The sequence below is a fragment of the Streptomyces lincolnensis genome, from assembly GCF_001685355.1.
Classification (GTDB): Bacteria; Actinomycetota; Actinomycetes; order Streptomycetales; family Streptomycetaceae; genus Streptomyces; species Streptomyces lincolnensis.
Map to the genome: position 1 here is coordinate 2,249,919 of NZ_CP016438.1, position 19,788 is coordinate 2,269,706.

General features: G+C 71.1%; 17 protein-coding genes. 10 read left to right on the top strand and 7 right to left on the bottom strand.

Annotated features, from left to right (window positions below; all coding sequences use genetic code 11):
* The first annotated feature begins 49 nt into the window (after positions 1-49).
* Both glpK and SLINC_RS09945 read left to right on the top strand, forming a co-directional pair.
* The gene (glpK, locus tag SLINC_RS09940) at positions 50-1,588 is read left to right on the top strand and encodes a glycerol kinase GlpK (RefSeq protein WP_067429514.1); all 1,539 of its coding nucleotides are present in this window, start codon (positions 50-52) and stop codon (positions 1,586-1,588) included.
* Between the two features lie 55 nt (positions 1,589-1,643).
* The gene (locus SLINC_RS09945; RefSeq protein WP_067429516.1) at positions 1,644-3,260 is read left to right on the top strand and encodes a glycerol-3-phosphate dehydrogenase/oxidase; all 1,617 of its coding nucleotides are present in this window, start codon (positions 1,644-1,646) and stop codon (positions 3,258-3,260) included.
* A gap of 122 nt (positions 3,261-3,382) precedes the next feature.
* Here the strand turns inward: SLINC_RS09945 and mtnK are convergent, their stop codons facing one another.
* From mtnK to SLINC_RS09965, 4 genes are read right to left on the bottom strand one after another with little or no spacing between them, the layout of a single operon-like run.
* Positions 3,383-4,552 (bottom strand): S-methyl-5-thioribose kinase, encoded by a 1,170-nt coding sequence (gene mtnK, locus SLINC_RS09950; protein WP_067429518.1) that lies wholly within the window; start codon positions 4,550-4,552, stop codon positions 3,383-3,385.
* 14 nt (positions 4,553-4,566) lie between these two features.
* Positions 4,567-5,613, bottom strand: coding sequence for an ABC transporter permease (locus tag SLINC_RS09955; protein WP_067429522.1), 1,047 nt, complete (start codon positions 5,611-5,613; stop codon positions 4,567-4,569).
* A gap of 39 nt (positions 5,614-5,652) precedes the next feature.
* Complete coding sequence (locus tag SLINC_RS09960; protein WP_067429525.1) at positions 5,653-7,212, bottom strand: sugar ABC transporter ATP-binding protein; 1,560 nt, start codon at positions 7,210-7,212, stop codon at positions 5,653-5,655.
* Complete coding sequence (locus SLINC_RS09965; RefSeq protein WP_067429528.1) at positions 7,199-8,296, bottom strand: substrate-binding domain-containing protein; 1,098 nt, start codon at positions 8,294-8,296, stop codon at positions 7,199-7,201. The genes SLINC_RS09960 and SLINC_RS09965 overlap by 14 nt, the downstream gene beginning before the upstream one ends.
* Positions 8,297-8,820: 524 nt before the next feature.
* On the opposite strand from SLINC_RS09965, the gene SLINC_RS09970 reads away from it, so the two are divergent.
* Genes SLINC_RS09970 through mtnB form a run of 3 tightly spaced genes read left to right on the top strand, consistent with a single transcriptional unit; the run spans position 8,821 to position 10,750 of the window.
* Positions 8,821-9,420, top strand: a complete 600-nt coding sequence (locus SLINC_RS09970) for a 1,2-dihydroxy-3-keto-5-methylthiopentene dioxygenase (RefSeq protein ID WP_067429531.1) — start codon at positions 8,821-8,823, stop codon at positions 9,418-9,420.
* The gene (gene mtnC / locus SLINC_RS09975) at positions 9,417-10,145 is read left to right on the top strand and encodes an acireductone synthase (protein WP_067429534.1); all 729 of its coding nucleotides are present in this window, start codon (positions 9,417-9,419) and stop codon (positions 10,143-10,145) included. The genes SLINC_RS09970 and mtnC overlap by 4 nt, the downstream gene beginning before the upstream one ends.
* A complete protein-coding gene (gene mtnB / locus SLINC_RS09980; RefSeq protein ID WP_067429537.1) occupies positions 10,142-10,750 on the top strand; it encodes a methylthioribulose 1-phosphate dehydratase in 609 nt (202 codons plus the stop codon). The genes mtnC and mtnB overlap by 4 nt, the downstream gene beginning before the upstream one ends.
* A gap of 56 nt (positions 10,751-10,806) precedes the next feature.
* On the opposite strand, the gene mtnA is transcribed toward mtnB, so the two are convergent.
* Positions 10,807-11,838 carry an S-methyl-5-thioribose-1-phosphate isomerase gene (mtnA, locus tag SLINC_RS09985; protein WP_067429540.1) on the bottom strand — a complete coding sequence of 344 codons (1,032 nt, stop codon included), beginning with the start codon at positions 11,836-11,838 and terminating at the stop codon, positions 10,807-10,809.
* 129 nt (positions 11,839-11,967) lie between these two features.
* Here mtnA and SLINC_RS09990 point away from each other — a divergent pair, with 129 nt between their 5' ends.
* The 3 genes from SLINC_RS09990 (at position 11,968) to SLINC_RS10000 (ending at position 14,695) form a co-directional block, all read left to right on the top strand.
* The gene (locus tag SLINC_RS09990) at positions 11,968-12,741 is read left to right on the top strand and encodes a phosphorylase family protein (protein ID WP_067429543.1); all 774 of its coding nucleotides are present in this window, start codon (positions 11,968-11,970) and stop codon (positions 12,739-12,741) included.
* A 127-nt stretch (positions 12,742-12,868) separates the two neighbouring features.
* The gene (locus SLINC_RS09995) at positions 12,869-13,540 is read left to right on the top strand and encodes a FadR/GntR family transcriptional regulator (RefSeq protein WP_067429546.1); all 672 of its coding nucleotides are present in this window, start codon (positions 12,869-12,871) and stop codon (positions 13,538-13,540) included.
* 168 nt (positions 13,541-13,708) lie between these two features.
* Entirely contained in the window at positions 13,709-14,695 is a 987-nt protein-coding gene (locus SLINC_RS10000) for a PAC2 family protein (protein WP_067429548.1), read from the top strand.
* Between the two features lie 109 nt (positions 14,696-14,804).
* Here SLINC_RS10000 and SLINC_RS10005 read toward each other — a convergent pair whose 3' ends face one another.
* Complete coding sequence (locus tag SLINC_RS10005) at positions 14,805-15,734, bottom strand: SMP-30/gluconolactonase/LRE family protein (protein WP_067429551.1); 930 nt, start codon at positions 15,732-15,734, stop codon at positions 14,805-14,807.
* Between the two features lie 259 nt (positions 15,735-15,993).
* On the opposite strand from SLINC_RS10005, the gene SLINC_RS10010 reads away from it, so the two are divergent.
* Positions 15,994-17,727 carry a S8 family peptidase gene (locus SLINC_RS10010; protein WP_067429553.1) on the top strand — a complete coding sequence of 578 codons (1,734 nt, stop codon included), beginning with the start codon at positions 15,994-15,996 and terminating at the stop codon, positions 17,725-17,727.
* A gap of 36 nt (positions 17,728-17,763) precedes the next feature.
* Complete coding sequence (locus SLINC_RS10015) at positions 17,764-18,408, top strand: hypothetical protein (RefSeq protein WP_067429556.1); 645 nt, start codon at positions 17,764-17,766, stop codon at positions 18,406-18,408.
* 112 nt (positions 18,409-18,520) lie between these two features.
* Here SLINC_RS10015 and mshC read toward each other — a convergent pair whose 3' ends face one another.
* Complete coding sequence (gene mshC, locus SLINC_RS10020; RefSeq protein WP_067429559.1) at positions 18,521-19,750, bottom strand: cysteine--1-D-myo-inosityl 2-amino-2-deoxy-alpha-D-glucopyranoside ligase; 1,230 nt, start codon at positions 19,748-19,750, stop codon at positions 18,521-18,523.
* Positions 19,751-19,788: the final 38 nt, after the last annotated feature.

Sequence of the window (19,788 nt, forward strand, 5' to 3'; positions counted from 1 at the left end):
TAGAACAGTCGTGGACAGACCCTCACTCACGGAACCCCAGGAGCACACAGTGACCGACGCGCACACCGCCGGCCCCTTCATCGCGGCCATCGACCAGGGCACCACCTCCAGCCGTTGCATCGTCTTCGACAAGGACGGCCGTATCGTCTCGGTCGACCAGAAGGAGCACGAGCAGATCTTCCCGAAGCCGGGCTGGGTGGAGCACAACGCCACCGAGATCTGGACCAACGTCGAGGAGGTCGTCGCCGGGGCCATCGAGAAGGCCGGCATCACCCGCGACGACATCAAGGCCATCGGCATCACCAACCAGCGCGAGACCACGCTGCTGTGGGACCGGAACACCGGTGAGCCCGTCCACAACGCCATCGTCTGGCAGGACACGCGCACCGACGCGCTCTGCAAGGAGCTCGGCCGCAACGTCGGCCAGGACCGCTTCCGCCGCGAGACCGGCCTGCCGCTGGCCTCCTACTTCGCCGGTCCGAAGGCCCGCTGGCTGCTGGACAACGTCGAGGGCCTGCGCGAGCGCGCCGAGGCCGGCGACATCCTCTTCGGCACCATGGACAGCTGGGTCATCTGGAACCTGACCGGCGGCGTCAACGGCGGCCGGCACGTCACCGACGTCACCAACGCCTCGCGCACCATGCTGATGAACCTGCACACCATGGAGTGGGACGCGAAGATCGCCGAGTCCATCGGCGTGCCGCTGGCGATGCTCCCGGAGATCCGCTCCTCCGCCGAGGTCTACGGCGAGGTCACGGGCGGCAAGCTCGGCGACATCCTCGGTGGCATCCCCGTGGCTTCCGCGCTCGGCGACCAGCAGGCGGCCCTGTTCGGCCAGACCTGTTTCGCCGAGGGCGAGGCCAAGTCGACGTACGGCACCGGCACCTTCCTGCTGATGAACACCGGCGAGAAGCCGGTCAACTCCTACAACGGCCTGCTGACCACGGTCGGTTACCGCATCGGCGAGGAGAAGGCGGTCTATGCCCTGGAGGGCTCGATCGCCGTCACCGGTTCGCTGGTGCAGTGGATGCGCGACCAGATGGGCCTGATCTCCACGGCCGCCGAGATCGAGACGCTGGCGCTCACGGTCGAGGACAACGGCGGCGCGTACTTCGTGCCGGCCTTCTCCGGCCTGTTCGCACCGTACTGGCGCTCCGACGCCCGTGGTGTCATCGCCGGTCTGACCCGGTACGTCACCAAGGCGCACCTCGCGCGCGCCGTCCTGGAGGCCACCGCCTGGCAGACCCGTGAGATCACCGACGCCATGACGAAGGACTCCGGCGTCGAGCTCGCGGCCGTCAAGGTCGACGGCGGCATGACCTCCAACAACCTGCTGATGCAGACCCTCGCCGACTTCGTGGACGCCCCCGTGGTGCGCCCGATGGTCGCCGAGACCACCTGCCTCGGCGCCGCCTACGCCGCCGGTCTCGCCGTCGGCTTCTGGACCAGCACCGACGACCTGCGCGCCAACTGGCGCCGGGCCGCCGAGTGGACCCCCAACATGGCCGCAGAGAAGCGCGACCGTGAGTACAAGAGCTGGCTCAAGGCCGTCGAGCGGACCATGGGCTGGCTCGAGGACGAGAGCTGACGAGAGAGCGCCTCAACGCTCATCTCGCGGCTCTGACGAGGAGTAAGAACCCGACATGACCAGTCAGTCCACCCTGCAGTCCGTGCCTGCCCTCGGTACGCGCCCGGCCTCCGGCTCCAACCCGAGCCGCGCCGAGACCCGGGAGCAGCTCTCCAAGGCGTCGTACGACCTTCTCGTGATCGGCGGCGGCATCCTGGGCATCTCCACCGCCTGGCACGCCGCGCAGTCCGGTCTGCGGGTGGCCCTGGTCGACGCCGGCGACTTCGCCGGCGCCACCTCCTCCGCCTCCTCCAAGCTTCTCCACGGCGGTCTGCGCTATCTCCAGACCGGCGCGGTGAAGCTGGTCGCGGAGAACCACTTCGAACGGCGTGCGGTCTCCCGCCAGGTGGCTCCCCACCTGGCGAACCCGCTCACGTTCTACCTGCCCGTGTACAAGGGCGGGCCGCACGGCGCGGCCAAGCTCGGCGCGGGTGTGTTCGCGTACTCGATGCTGTCGGCCTTCGGCGACGGTGTGGGTCACCTGCTGAGCCCGGCGAAGGCCGCGCGGGACGTGCCCGAGCTGCGCACCGAGAACCTCAAGGCCGTGGCCGTGTACGGCGACGACCAGATGAACGACGCCCGGATGGCGCTGATGACGGTCCGCGGGGCCGTCGAGGCGGGCGCGGTCGTGCTCAACCACGCCGAGGTGAGCGGGCTGCGCTTCACCAACGGCCGGGTGACGGGCGCGGACCTGCGCGACCGTCTCACCGGTGACGAGTTCGGCGTCGACGCGCGACTGGTGCTGAACGCGACCGGCCCGTGGGTCGACCACCTGCGCCGCATGGAGGACCCGAACGCGGCGCCGTCCATCCGGCTGTCGAAGGGCGCGCACCTGGTCCTGAAGCGGACGTCCCCGTGGAAGGCCGCCCTCGCGACCCCGATCGACAAGTACCGCATCACCTTCGCCCTCCCCTGGGAGGACATGCTCCTGCTCGGCACCACGGACGAGGAGTTCGAGGGCGACCCGGCGGATGTCTCGGTGACCGAGAAGGACATATCCCAGATCCTGGACGAAGCCGCGTTCTCCGTCCGGGACCAGCAGCTGTCCCGCGATCTGATCACATACTCCTTCGCCGGTCTGCGCGTGCTGCCGGGCGGCCCCGGAAGCACCGCCAAGGCCAAGCGCGAGACGGTGGTGACCGAGGGCAAGGGCGGCATGCTGTCCGTCGCGGGCGGCAAGTGGACCACGTTCCGGCACATCGGCCGCACCATCATGCAGAAGCTGGAGGCCCTCCCGGGCCGGCCCCTGGGCGACGACTTCGAGCCGGTCTCCGCGCTGCCGAGGAAGCTGCCTCTGCCCGGTGTCGCCAACCCGCGCGCGGTCGCGCACCGGTTGCTCGTGGACAACCCGGCGCCCGGTCCGCGGATGGCCGCCGACACGGCGAAGCACCTCGCCACGCATTACGGGTCGCTGGCCTTCGACATCGCTCGGCTGGCGAACGAGAACCCGGAGCTGGGTGAGCGGGTGCATGCGGATGCGCCGGAGATCTGGGCGCAGGTTGTGTATGCGCGGGACAACGAGTGGGCGGAGACGGCGGATGACGTGCTGCGGCGTCGGACCACGCTGACGATTCGTGGGCTGGCGTCGGATGATGTCCGCGCGAAGGTTCAGGATCTGCTCGACAAGAAGTGAGCGCGGTTGTGTGACAAGGGGCGGCTCCTCGTCGTGGGGGCCGCCCCTTTTGCCGTCTGCGGGTGCGTGGGGGCTGGTCGCGCCCACGCGGCGGAGCCGCAAATCGATACAGCCCCGCGCCCCTAGGTGGGGTGCACTACCGCCCTTACCGAGTTCACGTCGGGCAGCTTCTCGCGGCCTACGATCAGTTCACGGCCGATCAGTAGTGACCGCCTTGACGCCTCGACCGGGTCCTCCAGCGTCGTCAGGTCCGTCAAGTGGGCGAAGCCGATGATTCTGCGGATGATTTCCGTGCCCGCGTAGCCCAGGGACTCGGTCCAGACGCGACGCAGGAAACGTTCCAGATACGCGTCGTCGAAGAAGGTGTCGACGCGGGTGGGCCACAGGCGGCGGAACTCCGTCTCGAACGCCTCCCAGGACAGCCGGAGTTGATCGGCGTGGTCCGTCAGGCGGCCCAGGGCGCGGGCACGTTGCTCCGAGACCAGGGTGTTGGCCCAGTACAGGCCGAGGTCGAAGCCGATGGGGCCGACGAAGGAGAACTCGGGGTCGAAGACGCGGACCACGGGGGTGCCTTCGCGGTCGCCGACCATGATGCTGCCGGTGTGGAGGTCGCCGTGCAGCAGCGCTTGGGCACTCGTCATGAAGGTGTGGCGGAGGTCGGCCACCTCCGTGCGGAGCCGGGTGTCCGCGCGGAAGGCCTTCGCCAGATCGTCCACGCCGTCGTGCCAGTGGTTGTGCTCGTGCTCGACGTACGGCTCCGACAGCACCACGTCTTCGGTGATCTTGCACAGCTCGGGGCTGACGGAGGCCGCGATCAGGGCCTTGCGCTCGGCGGAGGGCATACCGAAGTCGCTGGTGGCGAAGGAGAGCCGGGCGAGCAGTTCGCCGATGCGCGCCGAGGTGTGGGGACCGTACGACGCGCCCTCGTTGAGGAGGGTGCGCAGGACCTCCAGGTCGGACATGTCCTCCATGACGAGGGCGTGGTTCTCGGGGTCGTAGCCGTGGATCGCGGGGATCTCGTCGGGGGCCACCTTGGCGAGCTGCGCGTAGGCGCGGGCCTCGGCGTCGGCGCGGTCGGGGCTCATCGGCCAGGAGGGGCCGGCGACGCGGACCCAGGGCAGGGCCTGCTTGACGGCGAGGCTGCGGGTGCCGTCGGCGGAGGACGCGAGGAAGACCCGGTTCATGTTGCCGTCGGACACCTCGCGGACGTGGATGTCGGCCACGTCCTCCCAGTGGCCCCGCTCGTGCAGGTGGCCGGGGATGTCGTCGGTCTCCAGGATGCGGTAGCCCATCGGTCTCGATCTCCTTAAGACGTACGGCGCTTGGACAGGGTGAAGCTGAAGACCAGGGCGAGGATGAGGACCGCGCCCTCGACGACGTCCTGGGTGTAGTACGGCAGGCCCTTGATGGTCAGGCCGGTGGTGATGATGCCGATGAGCACCGCGCCGAGGGCGGTGCCCCAGACGTTCGGGCGCCCCCGGCCCAGGACCGAGGTGCCGACCAGGGCGACGGCCACCGCCTCCAGGAGCTGCGAGGTCCCGGCGCTCACATCGCCCTGGCCGATGCGGGACGCCAGGATCAGGCCGCCGATCGAGGCGAGGACGCCGGACAGGACGTAGGCCAGCGCCCGGTAGGCCCCGACGCGGATGCCCGCCAGGCGCGAGGCCTCGGGGTTGGCGCCGATCGCGTAGAGGACCCGGCCCCAGCGGGTGCGGGCGAGGAAGACCCAGGCGGCGATCGTCAGGCCGCCGAAGATCAGCACGGAGACGGGGATGCCGAGGACCGTCCCGCGGTCGATGCGCAGGAAGCCGTCGGTGAACCTGCCGGGCGCGGTCGTGCCGTCGTCCAGGGTCATGCCCGGGGTGATCGACTGGCCGTCGACCAGGATCAGCTTGCTGCCCTGGATCACGAACATGGTGCCGAGGGTGGCGAGCATGTCGGGGATCTTCAGTACGACGATCAGGAGCGCGTTGAGGAGGCCGGCGAGGGCGCCCGCGGCCAGGACCGCGACGATCGCGACCGTGCCGACCTGGTTGTGGACGACCATGGTCTGGGCGGCGACCGAGACGCCGAGGCCGGCCACCGCGCCGACGGACATGTCCATACCGCCGACGGCCATGGTGAGGGTGACCCCGAGGCCGAGGATGGCGGCCACCGAGACGTATCGGAGCGTGTCCAGGAGGGTCGCCGACTCCCGGAAGGAGCCCTCGCTCAGCGCGAAGTACAGGAAGAGCGCGACCGTCACGAAGATGAAGCCGTACTTGATGACGGCGTTCTGGACGCGGACGGCGGTGGTGGTGGCGGGTGGGAGCGCCGTCTTCGAGGGGACCTCGGTGCTCTGGGTGGTGGTCATGGCGTAGTTCCTCAGGGAGCCGGGGTCAGGGAGCCGGGGTCACACGGACGCCGAGATGGTCTGGATCACGCGGTCGCGTTCGGCGTCCTCGCCGTGGGCGTCGAGGTGGATCTCCCCGGCCGCGAGGACGACGACCCGGTCGGCCACTTCCAGGACCTCGTCGACGTCGGCGGACAGGACGAGTACGGCGGCGCCCTCGGCGGCGAGGGCGCGGGCACGGCGGCCGATGTCCCGACGGGCACCGATGTCCACACCTCGGAACGGCTCGTCCAGGATGAGGACGCGGGGGGTCTCGGCGAGCCAGCGGCCGACGACGACCTTCTGCTGGTTGCCGCCGGAGAGCTCCTCGACGGTGCTGTGCTCGTCGCGGGCGACGACCCCGAGGGCGTCGATGGTGGCGCGGCCGAGCGCGTCCTCCTTGGACCGCTGCACGAGACCCGCCTTAGACAGCGACTTCAGGAACGGCAGCGAGATGTTCTGCGCGACCGACCAGCCGGGGACCAGGGCGTCGGCGTGGCGGTCCTCGGGGACCAGGTGGACGCCGGCCCGGATCGCGTCGGCGGGGCGGCGGGGCGCGTACGGCCTGCCGTCCAGCGTGACCGCGCCCGTCCCGAAGGGCTCCGCGCCGAACAGGCCGCGCGCCAGTTCGGTCTTGCCCGCGCCCAACAGGCCCACGACGCCGGTGACTTCGCCGGTGCGGAGGTCGAGGTCCAGAGGGGCGCGGCCCTCGAAGAGGCGTACCCCGCGCAAGGACACCACGACGTCGCCGGAGGCCTTCTCCCGGACCGGACGGGCCGTCGTCGCCTCCTGGGCCTGCGCGAGCATCGCGCGCAGGGCGGCGCCCCAGTCGAAGGGCTTGGTCTGGTCCTCGGTGAGACGGCCGTCCCGCAGGACGACCAGCCGGTCGGCCAGGGCATCGATCTCGCCGAGGCGGTGGGAGACGTAGAGGACGGCGATGCCGTCGTCCCGCATCCGCTCGACGAGCGCGAAGAGGCGTTCCGCCTCGGCGGCCGACAGGGCCGAGGTCGGCTCGTCGAGGATCAGCAGCCGGGGGCGGGTGGCCAGGGCCCGGGCGAGGATCAGCAACTGGCGGTCGGAGATGTCGAGTTCGGTGACATCCCGCCTCAGGACGGTGTCGCTCCAGTCCAGCCCCAGGCCCGCCTGGATCTCGCGGGCGCGGGCCAGCAGCCTGCCACCGTTGAGGAACGGGTTGCCGCGGCGCTGCGCCAGCTCCTCGAAGACGAGGTTCTCGGCGACCGAGAGGCCGGGCACGATGCCCTCGGAGATGCGCTGATGCACCGTCTGGATGCCCAACTGGCGCGCGGCCAGCGGCGAGTTGAGGGAGACCGGCACGCCGTCCACCCGGACCTGTCCCCCGTGGTCGGTGTGCACGCCCGACAGGATCTTGATCAGGGTGGACTTGCCGGCGCCGTTCGCGCCGAGCAGCGCGACGACGCTGCCCGGGGCGATGTCGAGGGAGACGGAGGCGAGGACCGTCTTGCCGCCGAACGCCATGCTGACGTCGGTCAGTGAGACCGCCGGGCCCGCCTCACCGGTCTTACCGCTCTCGCCGCTCTCGCCGGTCTCAGTGGGCGACATTCGCGATCCAGTCCGCGGTCGAGACCTGTGCCAGGTTCAGCGCGGGCAGCGCCTGGCGCAGCTGGTTCATGTTCTCGATCTTCTTCTCGCGCAGGAAGTCCTGTGTGATGGCGACGGCCGGGAACTGCACCGAGCTCTTGTCGAGTTGCCCGGCCAGCTCCAGGGCGGTCGTGCGGACGACGGCGGCGCCGACGGCGGAGGGGTCGGTGCCGGCCGTCGCGACCCACGGGCTGCCGGCCGCGGTCATCTGCTGGATGTCGGCGTTGGAGACGTCCGCGCCGAAGACCTTCACCTTGTCCTGGAGCTTCTTGTTCTGGACGGCGAGGACGGTGCCCTTGGCGAGCTCGTCGTACGGGGCGAAGATGCCGGCCACGTCGGAGTGCTGGGTGAGCGCGGCGGAGACCAGGGGCACGTTGTCGGTGGCGGTGGAGTCGGTGACCTTGCCGACCTTGAACTCCTGCTTCCAGCCGCTCGCGGCCGCGGCTTCCTTCCAGACCGAGTCCCGCTTGTCGAGGGCGGCGTAACCGGCGACGTTGACGTAGCCGACCTTGGCGTTCTGGCCGAGGTCCTTGGCCATCACGTCGAGGACGGCCTTGGCCATGCTGGCGTCGTCCTGCTCGGTGGAGACGACGCCCTTGGTGGCGGTCTCCACGTCGTAGACGACGACCTTGATGCCCTTCTTCACGGCCTTGTCGATCTCGGGCTGGATGGTCGCCGGGAAGCCGTGGTCGATGATGATCGCCTTGGCGCCGGAGTTGATCGCCGAGGACAGGTCGGTGGCCTGCTTGGCGTTGTCGGCCTGGGCGTCGTACACCGTCAGGTCGATACCGAGGGCCTTGGCCTGGGCCTTGGCGCCGTTGCCCCACTGCTCGAAGTAGTCGCCGGCGCCGCTCTGCCGGACCAGGGCGACCTTGACCGCGCCCCCGCTGAAGGGGGCGGGCTTCTTGCCGGTGGCGGCCGAGGCGGAGGCCGCGGTGTCGCCGGTGTCCTTGGACGCGTCGGTGGACTGCGAGCAGCCGGAGAGCACGAGGGCCGAGACGGAGGCCAGCGAGAGCGCGGCGAGCGGAAGACGGATGCGGGACATGTACGGCTCCAGGTGCGGGTGGTGCAGACGGGGAGAGGGGAGACAGGAAGGGATGTGCTGGGCCCGGAGCGAGGAAAAGAAACGCGCCATCGCGCGCCCGGTCGAATGGGGGCGCCAGGGAACTCCGGGAGCGGTCAGCGACAGCTGGCTGTGGTCGACCGGAGCAAGTCCACGTACAGCCGCCGCACGAGCAGCAGCGTCTTCATACGCAGATCATGAGAACGATTTCAGCCACACGTCAAATGGTGTGGAAGCGGTTTCTCACCAGGTGAGACAACGACTTCGTCACACACGGTCGTCGTCTCACCTGGAGTTACCATCACAAGACCGGCACCCGACCCGGCACAGTGAGGCCCGAATGACGACCGCTGGCGCGAAAGCGACGTGCATGCCCCGCATGCGTCGCTGTCCCGGCGCGCCGTGTCGCGGCTGACGTACGGCTCGCCGCCGCCCTCTTTCCGCCCCGCCCGTCCGGTACTTGTCTCGGTATCCGGACATTCCTTCCAGACTCCCGGAGTTGCCCCATGACCCTCCTGACCACCTGGTCCGAGTCCGGTCCCGAGACCCTGGTCCGCCGCACCGCGGACCCCGCCGAGATCGCCGAGGCCCTCAAGCCGCTCGGTGTCCGCTACGAGCAGTGGCCGGTCCGCGAGGACGTCCCCTTCGACGCCGACAGCGAGACCGTCTTCGCCGCGTACGGCCCGGAGATCGAGAAGCTGAACGCCGAGGAGGGCTTCACCACCGTCGACGTCCTCGGCCTGCACCCCAGCGACGACCCGGAGTTCCCGGCGAAGGCCAGGGCCGCCCGCGAGAAGTTCCTCCAGGAGCACACGCACGACGACGATGACGAGGTCCGCTTCTTCGTCTCCGGCTCCGGCATCTTCTATCTGCACGTGAACGGCGAGGTGCACGCCGTCTTCTGCGAGAAGGGCGACCTGCTGGGCGTGCCGCGCGGCACCACCCACTGGTTCGACATGGGCACCGAGCCCTCCTTCACCGCGATCCGCTTCTTCCACGAGGAGGACGGCTGGATCGGCAACTTCACCGGCTCGACGATCGCCTCCCGCTTCCCGGACTACGACACGATCGCGGCCGGCTACGCGGCGGACCGGGCAGCCGCGTGAGCCTCGCGGGCCTGTCGTACGACGTGGACGCCGTGGTGCTCGACATCGAGGGCACCACGAGCGCCACGGGCTTCGTCGTCGACGTGCTGTACCCCTACTCGCGCTCCCGTTTCGCGGCGCTGCTGTCCGAGCGCGGCGACGACCCCGAGGTGGCGCGGGCCGTCGCGCAGGTGCGGGCGGAGATCGGCGACCCGGACGCCGACGCCGTACGCGTCGAGAAGGCGCTGAACGCCTGGCTCGACGAGGACCGCAAGGCGACCCCGCTCAAGACCCTCCAGGGGATCGTCTGGTCCGAGGGCTTCGCCCGCGGCGACCTCGTCTCGCACTTCTACGACGACGTCGTCCCGGTGCTGCGGGGGTGGCACGCGGCGGGCCTCCGGCTGTACGTCTACTCGTCCGGGTCGGTGGCCGCGCAGCGCGCCTGGTTCACCCACAGCCCGGAGGGCGACCTGACCCCGCTGGTCTCCGGTCTGTACGACACCGAGAACGCGGGACCCAAGCAGGAGCCGGAGTCCTACCGCCGTATCGCGGAGTCGGCCGGTGTCACACCCGCGCGGCTCCTTTTCCTCTCCGACCGGCCCGGCGAGCTGGACGCGGCCCGTGCGGCCGGCTGGCACGCGGTGGGGATCCGGCGGCCCGGGGAGCCGTACTTCGAGCAAGGCGTCGGCGACCACGCGCAGGCGGGGACGTTCGACGAGATCACCGTCTCAAGGAGCACTTCGTGACCGCCGACATCAGCGCACTCGACCTGGAGGAGGCGGGGGCGGTGCTCGCCGCGGAGTCCGCCCGGTTCGCCTCCTTCGGCTGGATGCGGGGCACCTCCGGCAACCTGTCCGTGGTGCTCTCGCGTGACCCGCTGCGGCTCGCGGTCACCGCCAGCGGCCACGACAAGGGTGAACTGACGCCCGCGGACGTGGTGCTGGTCGACGGAGGAGGTGCCGCGGTCAACGGCGGCAAGCCGTCCGCCGAGGCCGAACTGCACGCCCGGGTCGCCGCGCTGACGGGAGCGGGGGCGGTGGTGCACGTGCACACGGTCGCCTCGGTCGCGATGGGGCGCCGGGAACCCGGCGGGATCGTCTTCAGCGACCTGGAGATGCTCAAGGGCGTCGGACAGCCCGCCCATGGCGTCGAGGTGACCCTGCCGGTCATCGCCAACAGCCAGGACATGAAGGTCCTCGGGGACCGTCTGGAGGCGGCGCGGGATCCCCGGATGCCGGCGGTGGTCGTGGCGGGGCACGGACTGTACGTGTGGGGCGCCGATCCGCGGCAGGCGCGGCATCACACCGAAGTGGTGGAGTGGCTGCTGGAGTTGGAGCTCTCGCAGCGCTGACGGTACGTCAAGAGGGGGCCCGGTCACGGTGACCGGGGCCCCTCTTCGTCGCATCCCTAGCGCAGGTACTCCCCCGGCACCTGTCCCGCCGCCACCTCCAGCACGCCCCGCTCCGTGACCAGCGCCGTCACCAGGCGACCCGGGGTGACGTCGAACGCCGGGTTGTGGCCGCGCGAGGCGGCGGGAGCCGTCCGTACGCCGCCCCACTCCAACACCTCGTCCTCGCCGCGGAGTTCGATGTGGATGTCGTCGCCGGTCTTGGTGGACAGGTCGACCGTGGTCGTGGGCGCCGCGACCAGGAAGGGGATCCCGGCGTCGGCACACGCGAGAGCCACACCGACCGTGCCGACCTTGTTCGCCGTGTCGCCGTTGGCGGCGATACGGTCCGCGCCGACGATCGCCGCGTCGATCTCGCCGCGCAGGATGGTGCCCGCGGCTGCGCCGTCCACCTGGACGTAGTGCGGGATGCCCTCCTGGACCAGCTCCCAGGCGGTCAGGCGGGACCCCTGGAGCAGGGGGCGGGTCTCGTCGGCGTACACGACCTCCAGCAGGCCGCGGGCGTGCAGTTCGCGGATCACGCCGAGGGCCGTGCCCCAGCCGGCCGTGGCGAGCGCACCGGTGTTGCAGTGGGTCAGGACGCGCAACGGCCGGTCCAGGCGCACCTTGTCGAGCAGCCAGTCGGCGCCGAACACGCCCATGGCCCGGTTGGCCTCGACGTCCTCGCGCTGGATGGCGGCGGCCTCCTCCAGGACCGCCTCGACGCCCTCGGGCAGACGGCTCGTGGCGCGGTCGACGCAGACCATGAGGTTGACGGCCGTGGGCCGGGCCCCCCGGACGCGGGAGACTGCGGCGAGGATCTCGCCGTCCGTCCAGCCCTCCCGCTCCCCCTGGATCAGCGCGAGCGCGACACCGTACGCTCCCGCCGCCCCGATCGCGGGCGCGCCGCGCACCACGAGCCGCTGGATCGCGTCCACCAGAGTGTCCACATCGCGGACGTCCACCGTCTCGGTGCGATGCGGCAGCACGGTCTGGTCGATCAGCGCGAGACCTGTTCCGGTCCACTCGACCGCGCGCAGTTCCTGGGGCATATCGGGATACTCCTGATGTTCCGGTGATTGCCGCCACCGTACATGACCTGGGAGAACCACAGTTCGATAGATTCGAGCGGCAGTCCGGGGCCGACGGGTCCGCGTCGACACCGAGCCGGGAGCCGCCCCATGACCCACGACCCTCCCCAGGACCCGCTGCCCGTCACCCGCGTACCCCGCACCGGGCTGCCCGTGCACGCGGTCGTCGTCGGTGACCCGGCGCGTGCCGCGGCCGTCGCCGCGCTCCTGGACGGCGCCGAGGAGGTCTCCCACCACCGCGAGTACCGGGTGTTCAGCGGCCGCTGGAAGGGCCTGCCGGTCACCGTGGCCTCGCACGGGGTGGGTGCGCCGGGCGCGATCCTGCTGTTCCAGGAGCTGGCGGACGCCGGGATCCGCACGATCCTGCGGTTCGGTACGGCGGGCGCGCTCAGGCCCGGCATCGGCGACGGCGATCTCGTCATCGCCGAGGCGGCCGTACGGGACGACGGTGTCACCCAGCAGCTGCTGCCGCCCGAGTACCCGGCGGTCTCCGCACCCGAGGCGGTCCTCGCGCTCCAGCGCGCGGCCCGCGAGACGGGCGCCCCGCACCACCGGGGCATCGTCTGGACCCGCGCGGCCTTCCAGCCGGGCCTGCTGCCCCTCTTCTCCTACGACGGTGCCGGGCTCGCGGCGATCGAGATGGAACTGTCGGCGCTGCTGGTGACGGCCTCGCTGCGCGGACTCGTCGCGGGCGGGGTCGTCGTCGTGGACGGGGTGAACGCGGACGAGCTGGTGGACGAGGAGGGCACCAGCGTCTACGACCCGCACCGCGAGGTCGTCGCGGCCGGCGTCGAACGGGGTGCCGTCGTGTCCCTGGAGGCGCTGCGGCTGCTCGCCGAGGGGGCAGCGGGAGGCACCCTGTGACCGGCGCCCACCACGCCGGATGAGGCCGAGGTGATCGCCGATCTGGAGCCGCTCGTCCGCGCGGCGCCATAATGAGGGCCGAGACATCGGATGTCTCGGCACAGCACGGGGCGACAGGGAGGCCGGCATGGCAGTCACCGACGAGGCGATCGAGAAGATCAAGGGCATGATCGTCTCCGGCGCGCTGCGCCCGGGGGACCGGCTGCCCAAGGAGAGCGAGCTCGCGGCCGACCTGGGGCTGTCCCGCAACTCCCTGCGCGAGGCCGTGCGCGCCCTGTCGCTGATCCGGATCCTGGACGTGCGCCAGGGCGACGGCACCTATGTGACGAGCCTCGACCCGCAGCTCCTGCTGGAGGCGCTGAGCTTCGTCGTCGACTTCCACCGTGACGACACCGTCCTGGAGTTCCTGGCCGTGCGGCGCATCCTGGAACCGGCCGCCACGGCGATGGCGGCCCTGCGGATCAGCGAGCAGCAACTCGACGCCCTCTCCGCCCAGTTGGCCAAGCTGGGCGACGCCCCCTCGGTGGAGGAACTCGTCGCCTGCGACCTGGACTTCCACCGCGGCATCGTGCAGAGCTCCGGCAACTCGGTGCTCTGTTCCCTCCTGGACGGACTCTCCGGTCCCACCACCCGGGCCCGCATCTGGCGCGGCCTCACCCAGGAGGACGCCGTCAGCCGCACCCTGCACGAACACCGCGCCATCCTGGCCGCCCTCCGCGACCGCGACGCGGAGGCGGCCCGCTCCTGGGCGACCGTCCACATCGCGAGCGTGGAGCAGTGGCTGCGGTCCACGCTGTGAGCGGGTGAAACCGGGCGCTCCAGGACAGCTCCGATCACGCTGGGGTGTTCCGGGGTGGCTATCGGGGCAGTGATCCGTTCACTCCCCCGTGCAAGGGGGCTGCGGGCGCCCCCGCGGGACGCCGTAAGGTTGGGTGGTCAAGCGAGGGCACGTCGGAAGGAGGCCTGGGTGATCGAGCTCGAGGGGGTTCCCGAGCTGATCGACCCGGTCATGGTGGCCGCGTTCGAGGGCTGGAACGATGCCGGCGACGCCGCCTCCACCGCGGTCGCGCATCTGGACAGGGAGTGGAAGGGCGAGGTGTTCGCGGCGCTGGACGCCGAGGACTACTACGACTTCCAGGTGAACCGCCCCACGGTGTGGCTGGACGGCGGCGTACGCAAGATCACATGGCCGACGACAAGGTTGTCGGTCGTCCGGGTCGGCGGTGACAAGCCCCGCGATCTCGTCCTCGTCCGCGGCATCGAACCGTCGATGCGGTGGCGCTCGTTCTGCAACGAGCTGCTCGGCTTCGCCCACGAACTGGGCGTGGAGCTGGTGGTGGTGCTGGGCGCCCTGCTCGGTGACACCCCGCACACCCGTCCGGTCCCGGTCAGCGGCGTCACGTCCGACCCGGATCTCGCCCAGCGGATGGATCTGGAGGAGACCAAGTACGAGGGCCCCACGGGCATCGTCGGCATCCTCCAGGAGGCCTGCACGCACGCGGGCGTACCGGCCGTGTCGCTGTGGGCAGCCGTACCGCACTACGTGTCGCAGCCGCCGAACCCGAAGGCGACGCTGGCCCTCCTGAACCGCCTGGAGGACCTGATCGACGTACGCATCCCGCTGGGCGAGCTGCCCGAGGACGCGCGCGCCTGGCAGGTGGGCGTGGACCAGCTGGCCGCCGAGGACAGCGAGGTCGCGGAGTACGTCCAGACGCTGGAGGAGGCCCGGGACACCGCGGAGCTGCCGGAGGCGTCGGGCGAGGCGATCGCCCGCGAGTTCGAGCGGTATCTGCGGCGCCGGGACGGGGGCCAGCCGGGGCCGCCGGGCGGTCACGCGACGGCGGACGGCAGTGACAGCACGTCGTATCTGCGGGACAACCCCAGCGGTCGTACGAAGCCGCCGAAGCCCCCGAAGCCGGGGGCGGACGACGAGGACTCGTCGTCCGAGGACTGACAGGGGCTGAACAAGCTGGACCAGCCGGACAGGCCGGACAAGTGGGGGCGGTGCGCGTGACGCGTACCGCCCCCACCCGTTCCCAGAGATGTCAGGCCTGTCAGACCCGTCAGACCTGGTCCACGGCCACCGCGTCGTACTCCGTCTGAGGCGTCGGTTCCACGTCGAAGCGCGCGTTGGGCAGATACAGCCGCCCGCCCCACGCGGCGGCCGTCGTCGGGATGCGGAAGCGCGGGTCGGTGATGCGGGCGATCGCGGTGCCCCGGGTGCCGGAGTCGTTCAGCCGGAAGACGTCGATCGCGTTCTGCCGCTGCTGGACGGCGTAGAGGATCCGGCCGAGCAGCAACAGTCCGTCGCCGTTGGGGAGTTTCGCCGTACCGAGGTCGACGGTCCGGGCCACGCCGGTGCGCGGGTCGACCCGGGCGAGGCCACCGCCGTCGGCGAAGGCGTTCACCACGAGCAGGGCGCGGCCGTCGGGTGTGCGCTCGATGCCGTTGGCGGTGAAGTCCGTCCCCTGCTGCCAGTCCCCGGTCAGCGGTACGGTCTCCACCGCGCCCCGGGTCAGCTTGTAGAGCACCGGTTCGAAGGAGTCGGTGAACCAGGCGGCGCCCGGAGTGAGGACGACGTCGTTCACGAAGGTGCCGCCGGTGGCGTACACCTTCTCGATCCGGCCCGTGCGGGCGTCGGCGGTCCGGATCTCGCCGCTGTCGCCGCCGGCCAGGAACAGCCGGCCGTGCCGGTCGATCTTCAGGCCCACGGTCGGGCCGCCGGTGCCCTTGACGACGACCGAGCCACGGCCGGTGGCGAGACTCGCCCGGTAGATGTCGCCGTCGGCGAGCGAACCGAAGTAGGCGAAGGGCTTCGCGCCGATGGTGATGCCCTCGGGCTGGAAGCCGTCGGGCAGCGGGAACTGTGCGGGCCATGCGGTGCGCTCGCTTCCGGCCGCGTGCGCCGTGCCGGACAGCAGGGCCGCGCCGGACAGGGCGGCGGCCGTGGTGAGAAGTCTTCGACGTGCGAAGGAGCGGTCCGTGGGAGCCACTGTGCGTCCTTCCGCGGAAGGGCCGGCCCGTGGCCGACCGTACGGTCAACAGACGCTCCCACCCCATCACATGACCGTCACCACCGCAGCCTATGGCCGGATTGTGGCGTGACATCTGTTTCAGGACGGAATGCACACGTTACCCAATTCAACTTGTTTTCAAACCCAGTTGGGCACGACGGGGTGGACGAGTCGCCGTCCTGGTGCTTGGTTGTCCCACGGAAGGCGCACCCGCACGGACCGAAGGGAGCGGTATCCGATGACCGAACAGGCACAGCCGGCACAGAACCCGGGAGCATCCGGGCCGGGGCCCGACGGAACGGGATTCACCTATCGCGGAGCCGAGCAGGAGCTGATCGTCGTCGCACGCCCCGAGGCCAGGCTGCGCGCCCAGGCCGAGGGCGTCCGGTCGGCGGCGGGCGCCGACGTGTCGGCTCTCAACATGTTCCTCGGTGACGAACAGCTGGCCCTGGAGCCGCTGTTCGGCAGCGAGGAACGACTTCAGCAGTCCGCCGGGCAGCAGGGCACCGAGGACGCGCCCGACCTGGCACTCTTCTACCGGGTGCGCGGCGGGGAGGACCGGGCCCAGGAACTGCGGGCACGGATCGCCGCGTTGCCCGGCGTCGACACGGCGTACGTCAAGCCGCCCGCCGTGCCGGCCACCCTCGGACAGGTCGGGGAGGACACCCGGCGGCTGAAGGAGGGGGCGCCCGCCACCCCCGACTTCACCGGCCGTCAGGGCTATCTGCGCCCCGCCCCCGAGGGCATAGACGCCCACTGGGCCTGGCAGCGGCCCGGTGGGACGGGTCACGGGGTGACGGTGATCGACGTCGAGGGCGCCTGGCAGTTGGGCCACGAGGACCTGGCCGCCAAGCTGGCCGGAGTGGTCGTCGGCACCCCGCTGACCGATGTGGCGTGGCGCAACCACGGCACCGCCGTGATCGGTGTGATCAGCGGCGACCAGGGCGGGCACGGGGTCACCGGCATCGTGCCGGAGGCGGTGACCGCGGCCGCGTCCTTCCACGGCATCGGCACCGCGGCCGCGATCCACGCGGCGGCCGACCGCCTCGCGCCCGGCGACATCGTGCTGATCGAACTCCACCGCCCCGGGCCGCGGTTCGACCACGAGGAGCGGGACGACCAGCGCGGTTACATCGCCCTGGAGTGGTGGCCGGACGACTTCGCGGCCATCCGGCACGCGACCGCCCGGGGCATCCTCGTGGTGGCCGCCGCGGGCAACGGCGGCGAGTCGCTCGACGACGGGGTCTACGAGCGGCGCCCGGACGAGTTCCCGCAGTGGTGGCGCGGTCCGTTCAACCCGTCCAACCCGTCCTCCGGGTCGGTCCTGGTCGGCGCGGGCGCCCCGCCGCCCGGCACGCACGGCCGCGACCACGGCCCGGACCGCTCACGGCTGGAGTTCTCCAACTACGGCGCCCGCGTGGACGCGCAGGGCTGGGGCCGCGAGGTCACGACCACCGGCGGCACCTGGGACCGGCCCGGCGATCTTCAGGGCGGGCCCGAGGAGATCGCCTGGTACACGGACACGTTCTCCGGGACCTCCTCCGCCTCCCCGGTGGTGGTCGGCGCGCTGGCCGCGCTCCAGGGCATGCTCAGGGCGGCGGGCCGACCGCCGATGTCCCCGGAACGCGCCCGTGAGGTACTGCGCGCTACGGGCTCCCCGCAGCAGGACGCGCCGGGCCGTCCCGCCTCGCAGCGGATCGGCAGCCGGCCCGACATCCGGGCGGCCGTGACCCGGCTGCTGCCCGAGGCGGTCGGCTCGGGCCGGGCGGAGCGGTACTGGGACGAGCTCCTGCCCTATCCCCGTGAACTCCCACCCCGGCTCCGGCTGTTCGTCTCCGGTGCCTGGCGCAACCTCAACCACCCGTCCCCCGAGATCCGCCAGGCGGTCCAGACCGCTTTCGCGGGGGGACGGCCGGACGTCCGTGTCTGGTTCTCGGACGACGAGATCGTCGGCCTGGTGATCACGGGCTGACGGTTCCTCATTCCATCCAGGGAAGGTGGCACCCTCATGAGCATCCAACCGCAGATGAGCCAACCGGGCCAGCAGGGCCAGCAGGGCCAGTACGGCCAGCAAGGCCAGCAGCAGGGCCAGCAGTTCCCGAGCACGTCGCCGTACCAGCAGCAGGGCTTCGGCGGCGGCATGGGTGGCAGCACCGGCGGCGGCATGGGCGGCGGCTCGCTGGAGCAGCTCCAGCAGCTCAGCCAGCAGCAGCCGTTCCAGCAGCTGCTCCAGCAGCTCGGCCAGCAGTACGGCCAGCAACAAGGCCAGCAACAAGGCCAGCAGCAGGGCGGCTTCGGCCAGGGTCAGCAGCAGGACCAGCAGGACCAGCAGGCGCAGCAGCAGGAGCGCCAGGTGCAGCAGGATCTGACGCAGCTCGCGCAGCAGGTGATCCAGCAGATCGTCCAGCAGGTGCAGGCTCAGGCCCTCGCCTCGGGTGTGGCGGACGGCTTCATCGACATCGCGCACCCGCTCCAGGGACAGCCGCAGCAGATCTTCCTGCGGGTCAACGGCCAGTTCCGGGTCCTCAACAACCCGGCCCCGCACGTCCACCAGCAGATCCAGGAGGCCTTCGCCTTCGGCCACCAGGTCATCGGCGTCTGGGACGCACAGTCGCCGAACGTGCTGCGCAGCGTCCGGATCCAGCGGATCTGACGAACTGAGCGGCTAGAAGCAGCAAAAAGAGGGGCGCTTCCCTCCGCGAGATCCGCGAGATCCGCGAGGAGGAAGCGCCCCTTCCGTACGCCTGCTCAGTCCGTACGCCTGCTCACAGGGCCACGCCCAACAGCGCGTCCACCGCTCGTGTCACCACGCCCGGCGCGCCGATGTCGGTGCCGCCGTGCTCCTCCTGCGAGGCGGCCCAGCGGTCGACCGCGGCCAGGGCGGCCGGGGCGTCCAGGTCGTCGGCGAGCGCCTTGCGGATCTCCTCGACGAGGGCCTCGGCGGACGGGCCGTCGGGCCGGGAGACCGCGGCACGCCAGCGGCCGAGGCGGTCGACGGCGTCCCGCAGCACCTGGTCGGTCCACTCCCAGTCGGCCCGGTAGTGGTGGGCGAGCAGCGCGAGCCGTATGGCGGCGGGGTCGACGCCCTCGCGGCGCAGCTGCGACACGAAGACCAGGTTGCCCTTGGACTTGGACATCTTCTCGCCGTGGAGGGCGACCATGCCGGCGTGGACGTACGCCGTGGCCATGGGGAACTCGCCGGTCAGCGCCTGGGCGTGCGAGGCGCCCATCTCGTGGTGCGGGAAGGCGAGGTCGGAGCCGCCGCCCTGGACGTCGAAGCCCATCCCGAGGTGGTCGAGGGCGATCGCGACGCACTCGATGTGCCAGCCCGGCCGGCCGCGCCCCAGCGAGGCGCCGTCCCAGCTGGGCTCGCCCTCGCGGGCGGCCATCCACAGCATCGGGTCGAGCGGGTTCTTCTTGCCGGGCCGCTCGGGGTCGCCGCCGCGCTCGGCGGACAGCAGCCGCATGGCGGCGGCGTCGAGGCCGGAGACCTCGCCGAAGTGCGGATCGGACTCGACGGAGAAGTACACGTCCCCTTCGAGTTCGTACGCGGCGCCCGCGTCCCGCAGCCGCTCGACGAGCGGCACGATGCCGGGTATCGCCTCGACCGCGCCGATGTAGTGCCGCGGGGGCAGCATCCGCAGGGCGGTCATGTCCTCGCGGAAGAGGGCGGTCTCCTTCTCGGCGAGGGCGACCCAGTCGATGGCGTCGCGCTGTGCCCGCTCCAGGAGCGGATCGTCGACGTCGGTGACGTTCTGGACGTAGTGGACCTGCCGCTTGGTGTCGAGCCACACGCGCTGCACGAGGTCGAACGCGTTGTAGGTCGCCGCGTGACCGATGTGGGTCGCGTCGTACGGCGTGATGCCGCAGACGTAGATACGGGCGACGGGACCGGGGGTGAGGGTGACGAGGCCGCCGGTCGCGGTGTCGTGGATCCTCAGGTCGCGGCCCTGACCAGGCAGGGCGGGGACCTCGGAAGCGGGCCAGGCATGCATGTCATGAGCCTAACCGGACGGATGTTCCGTATACGAAC

Excerpts from the sequence above, each read along its gene's own strand:
- SLINC_RS09965 (WP_067429528.1), bottom strand. The coding sequence starts at position 8,296 with ATGTCCCGCATCCGTCTTCCGCTCGCCGCGCTCTCGCTGGCCTCCGTC.
- SLINC_RS10010 (WP_067429553.1), top strand. The coding sequence starts at position 15,994 with ATGACCGAACAGGCACAGCCGGCACAGAACCCGGGAGCATCCGGGCCG.
- SLINC_RS09990 (WP_067429543.1), top strand. The coding sequence starts at position 11,968 with ATGACCCACGACCCTCCCCAGGACCCGCTGCCCGTCACCCGCGTACCC.
- SLINC_RS09960 (WP_067429525.1), bottom strand. The coding sequence starts at position 7,212 with ATGTCGCCCACTGAGACCGGCGAGAGCGGCGAGAGCGGTAAGACCGGT.
- mshC (WP_067429559.1), bottom strand. The coding sequence starts at position 19,750 with ATGCATGCCTGGCCCGCTTCCGAGGTCCCCGCCCTGCCTGGTCAGGGC.
- mtnK (WP_067429518.1), bottom strand. The coding sequence starts at position 4,552 with ATGGGCTACCGCATCCTGGAGACCGACGACATCCCCGGCCACCTGCAC.
- SLINC_RS10015 (WP_067429556.1), top strand. The coding sequence starts at position 17,764 with ATGAGCATCCAACCGCAGATGAGCCAACCGGGCCAGCAGGGCCAGCAG.
- SLINC_RS09945 (WP_067429516.1), top strand. The coding sequence starts at position 1,644 with ATGACCAGTCAGTCCACCCTGCAGTCCGTGCCTGCCCTCGGTACGCGC.
- SLINC_RS09995 (WP_067429546.1), top strand. The coding sequence starts at position 12,869 with ATGGCAGTCACCGACGAGGCGATCGAGAAGATCAAGGGCATGATCGTC.
- SLINC_RS09970 (WP_067429531.1), top strand. The coding sequence starts at position 8,821 with ATGACCCTCCTGACCACCTGGTCCGAGTCCGGTCCCGAGACCCTGGTC.
- SLINC_RS09955 (WP_067429522.1), bottom strand. The coding sequence starts at position 5,613 with ATGACCACCACCCAGAGCACCGAGGTCCCCTCGAAGACGGCGCTCCCA.
- mtnA (WP_067429540.1), bottom strand. The coding sequence starts at position 11,838 with ATGCCCCAGGAACTGCGCGCGGTCGAGTGGACCGGAACAGGTCTCGCG.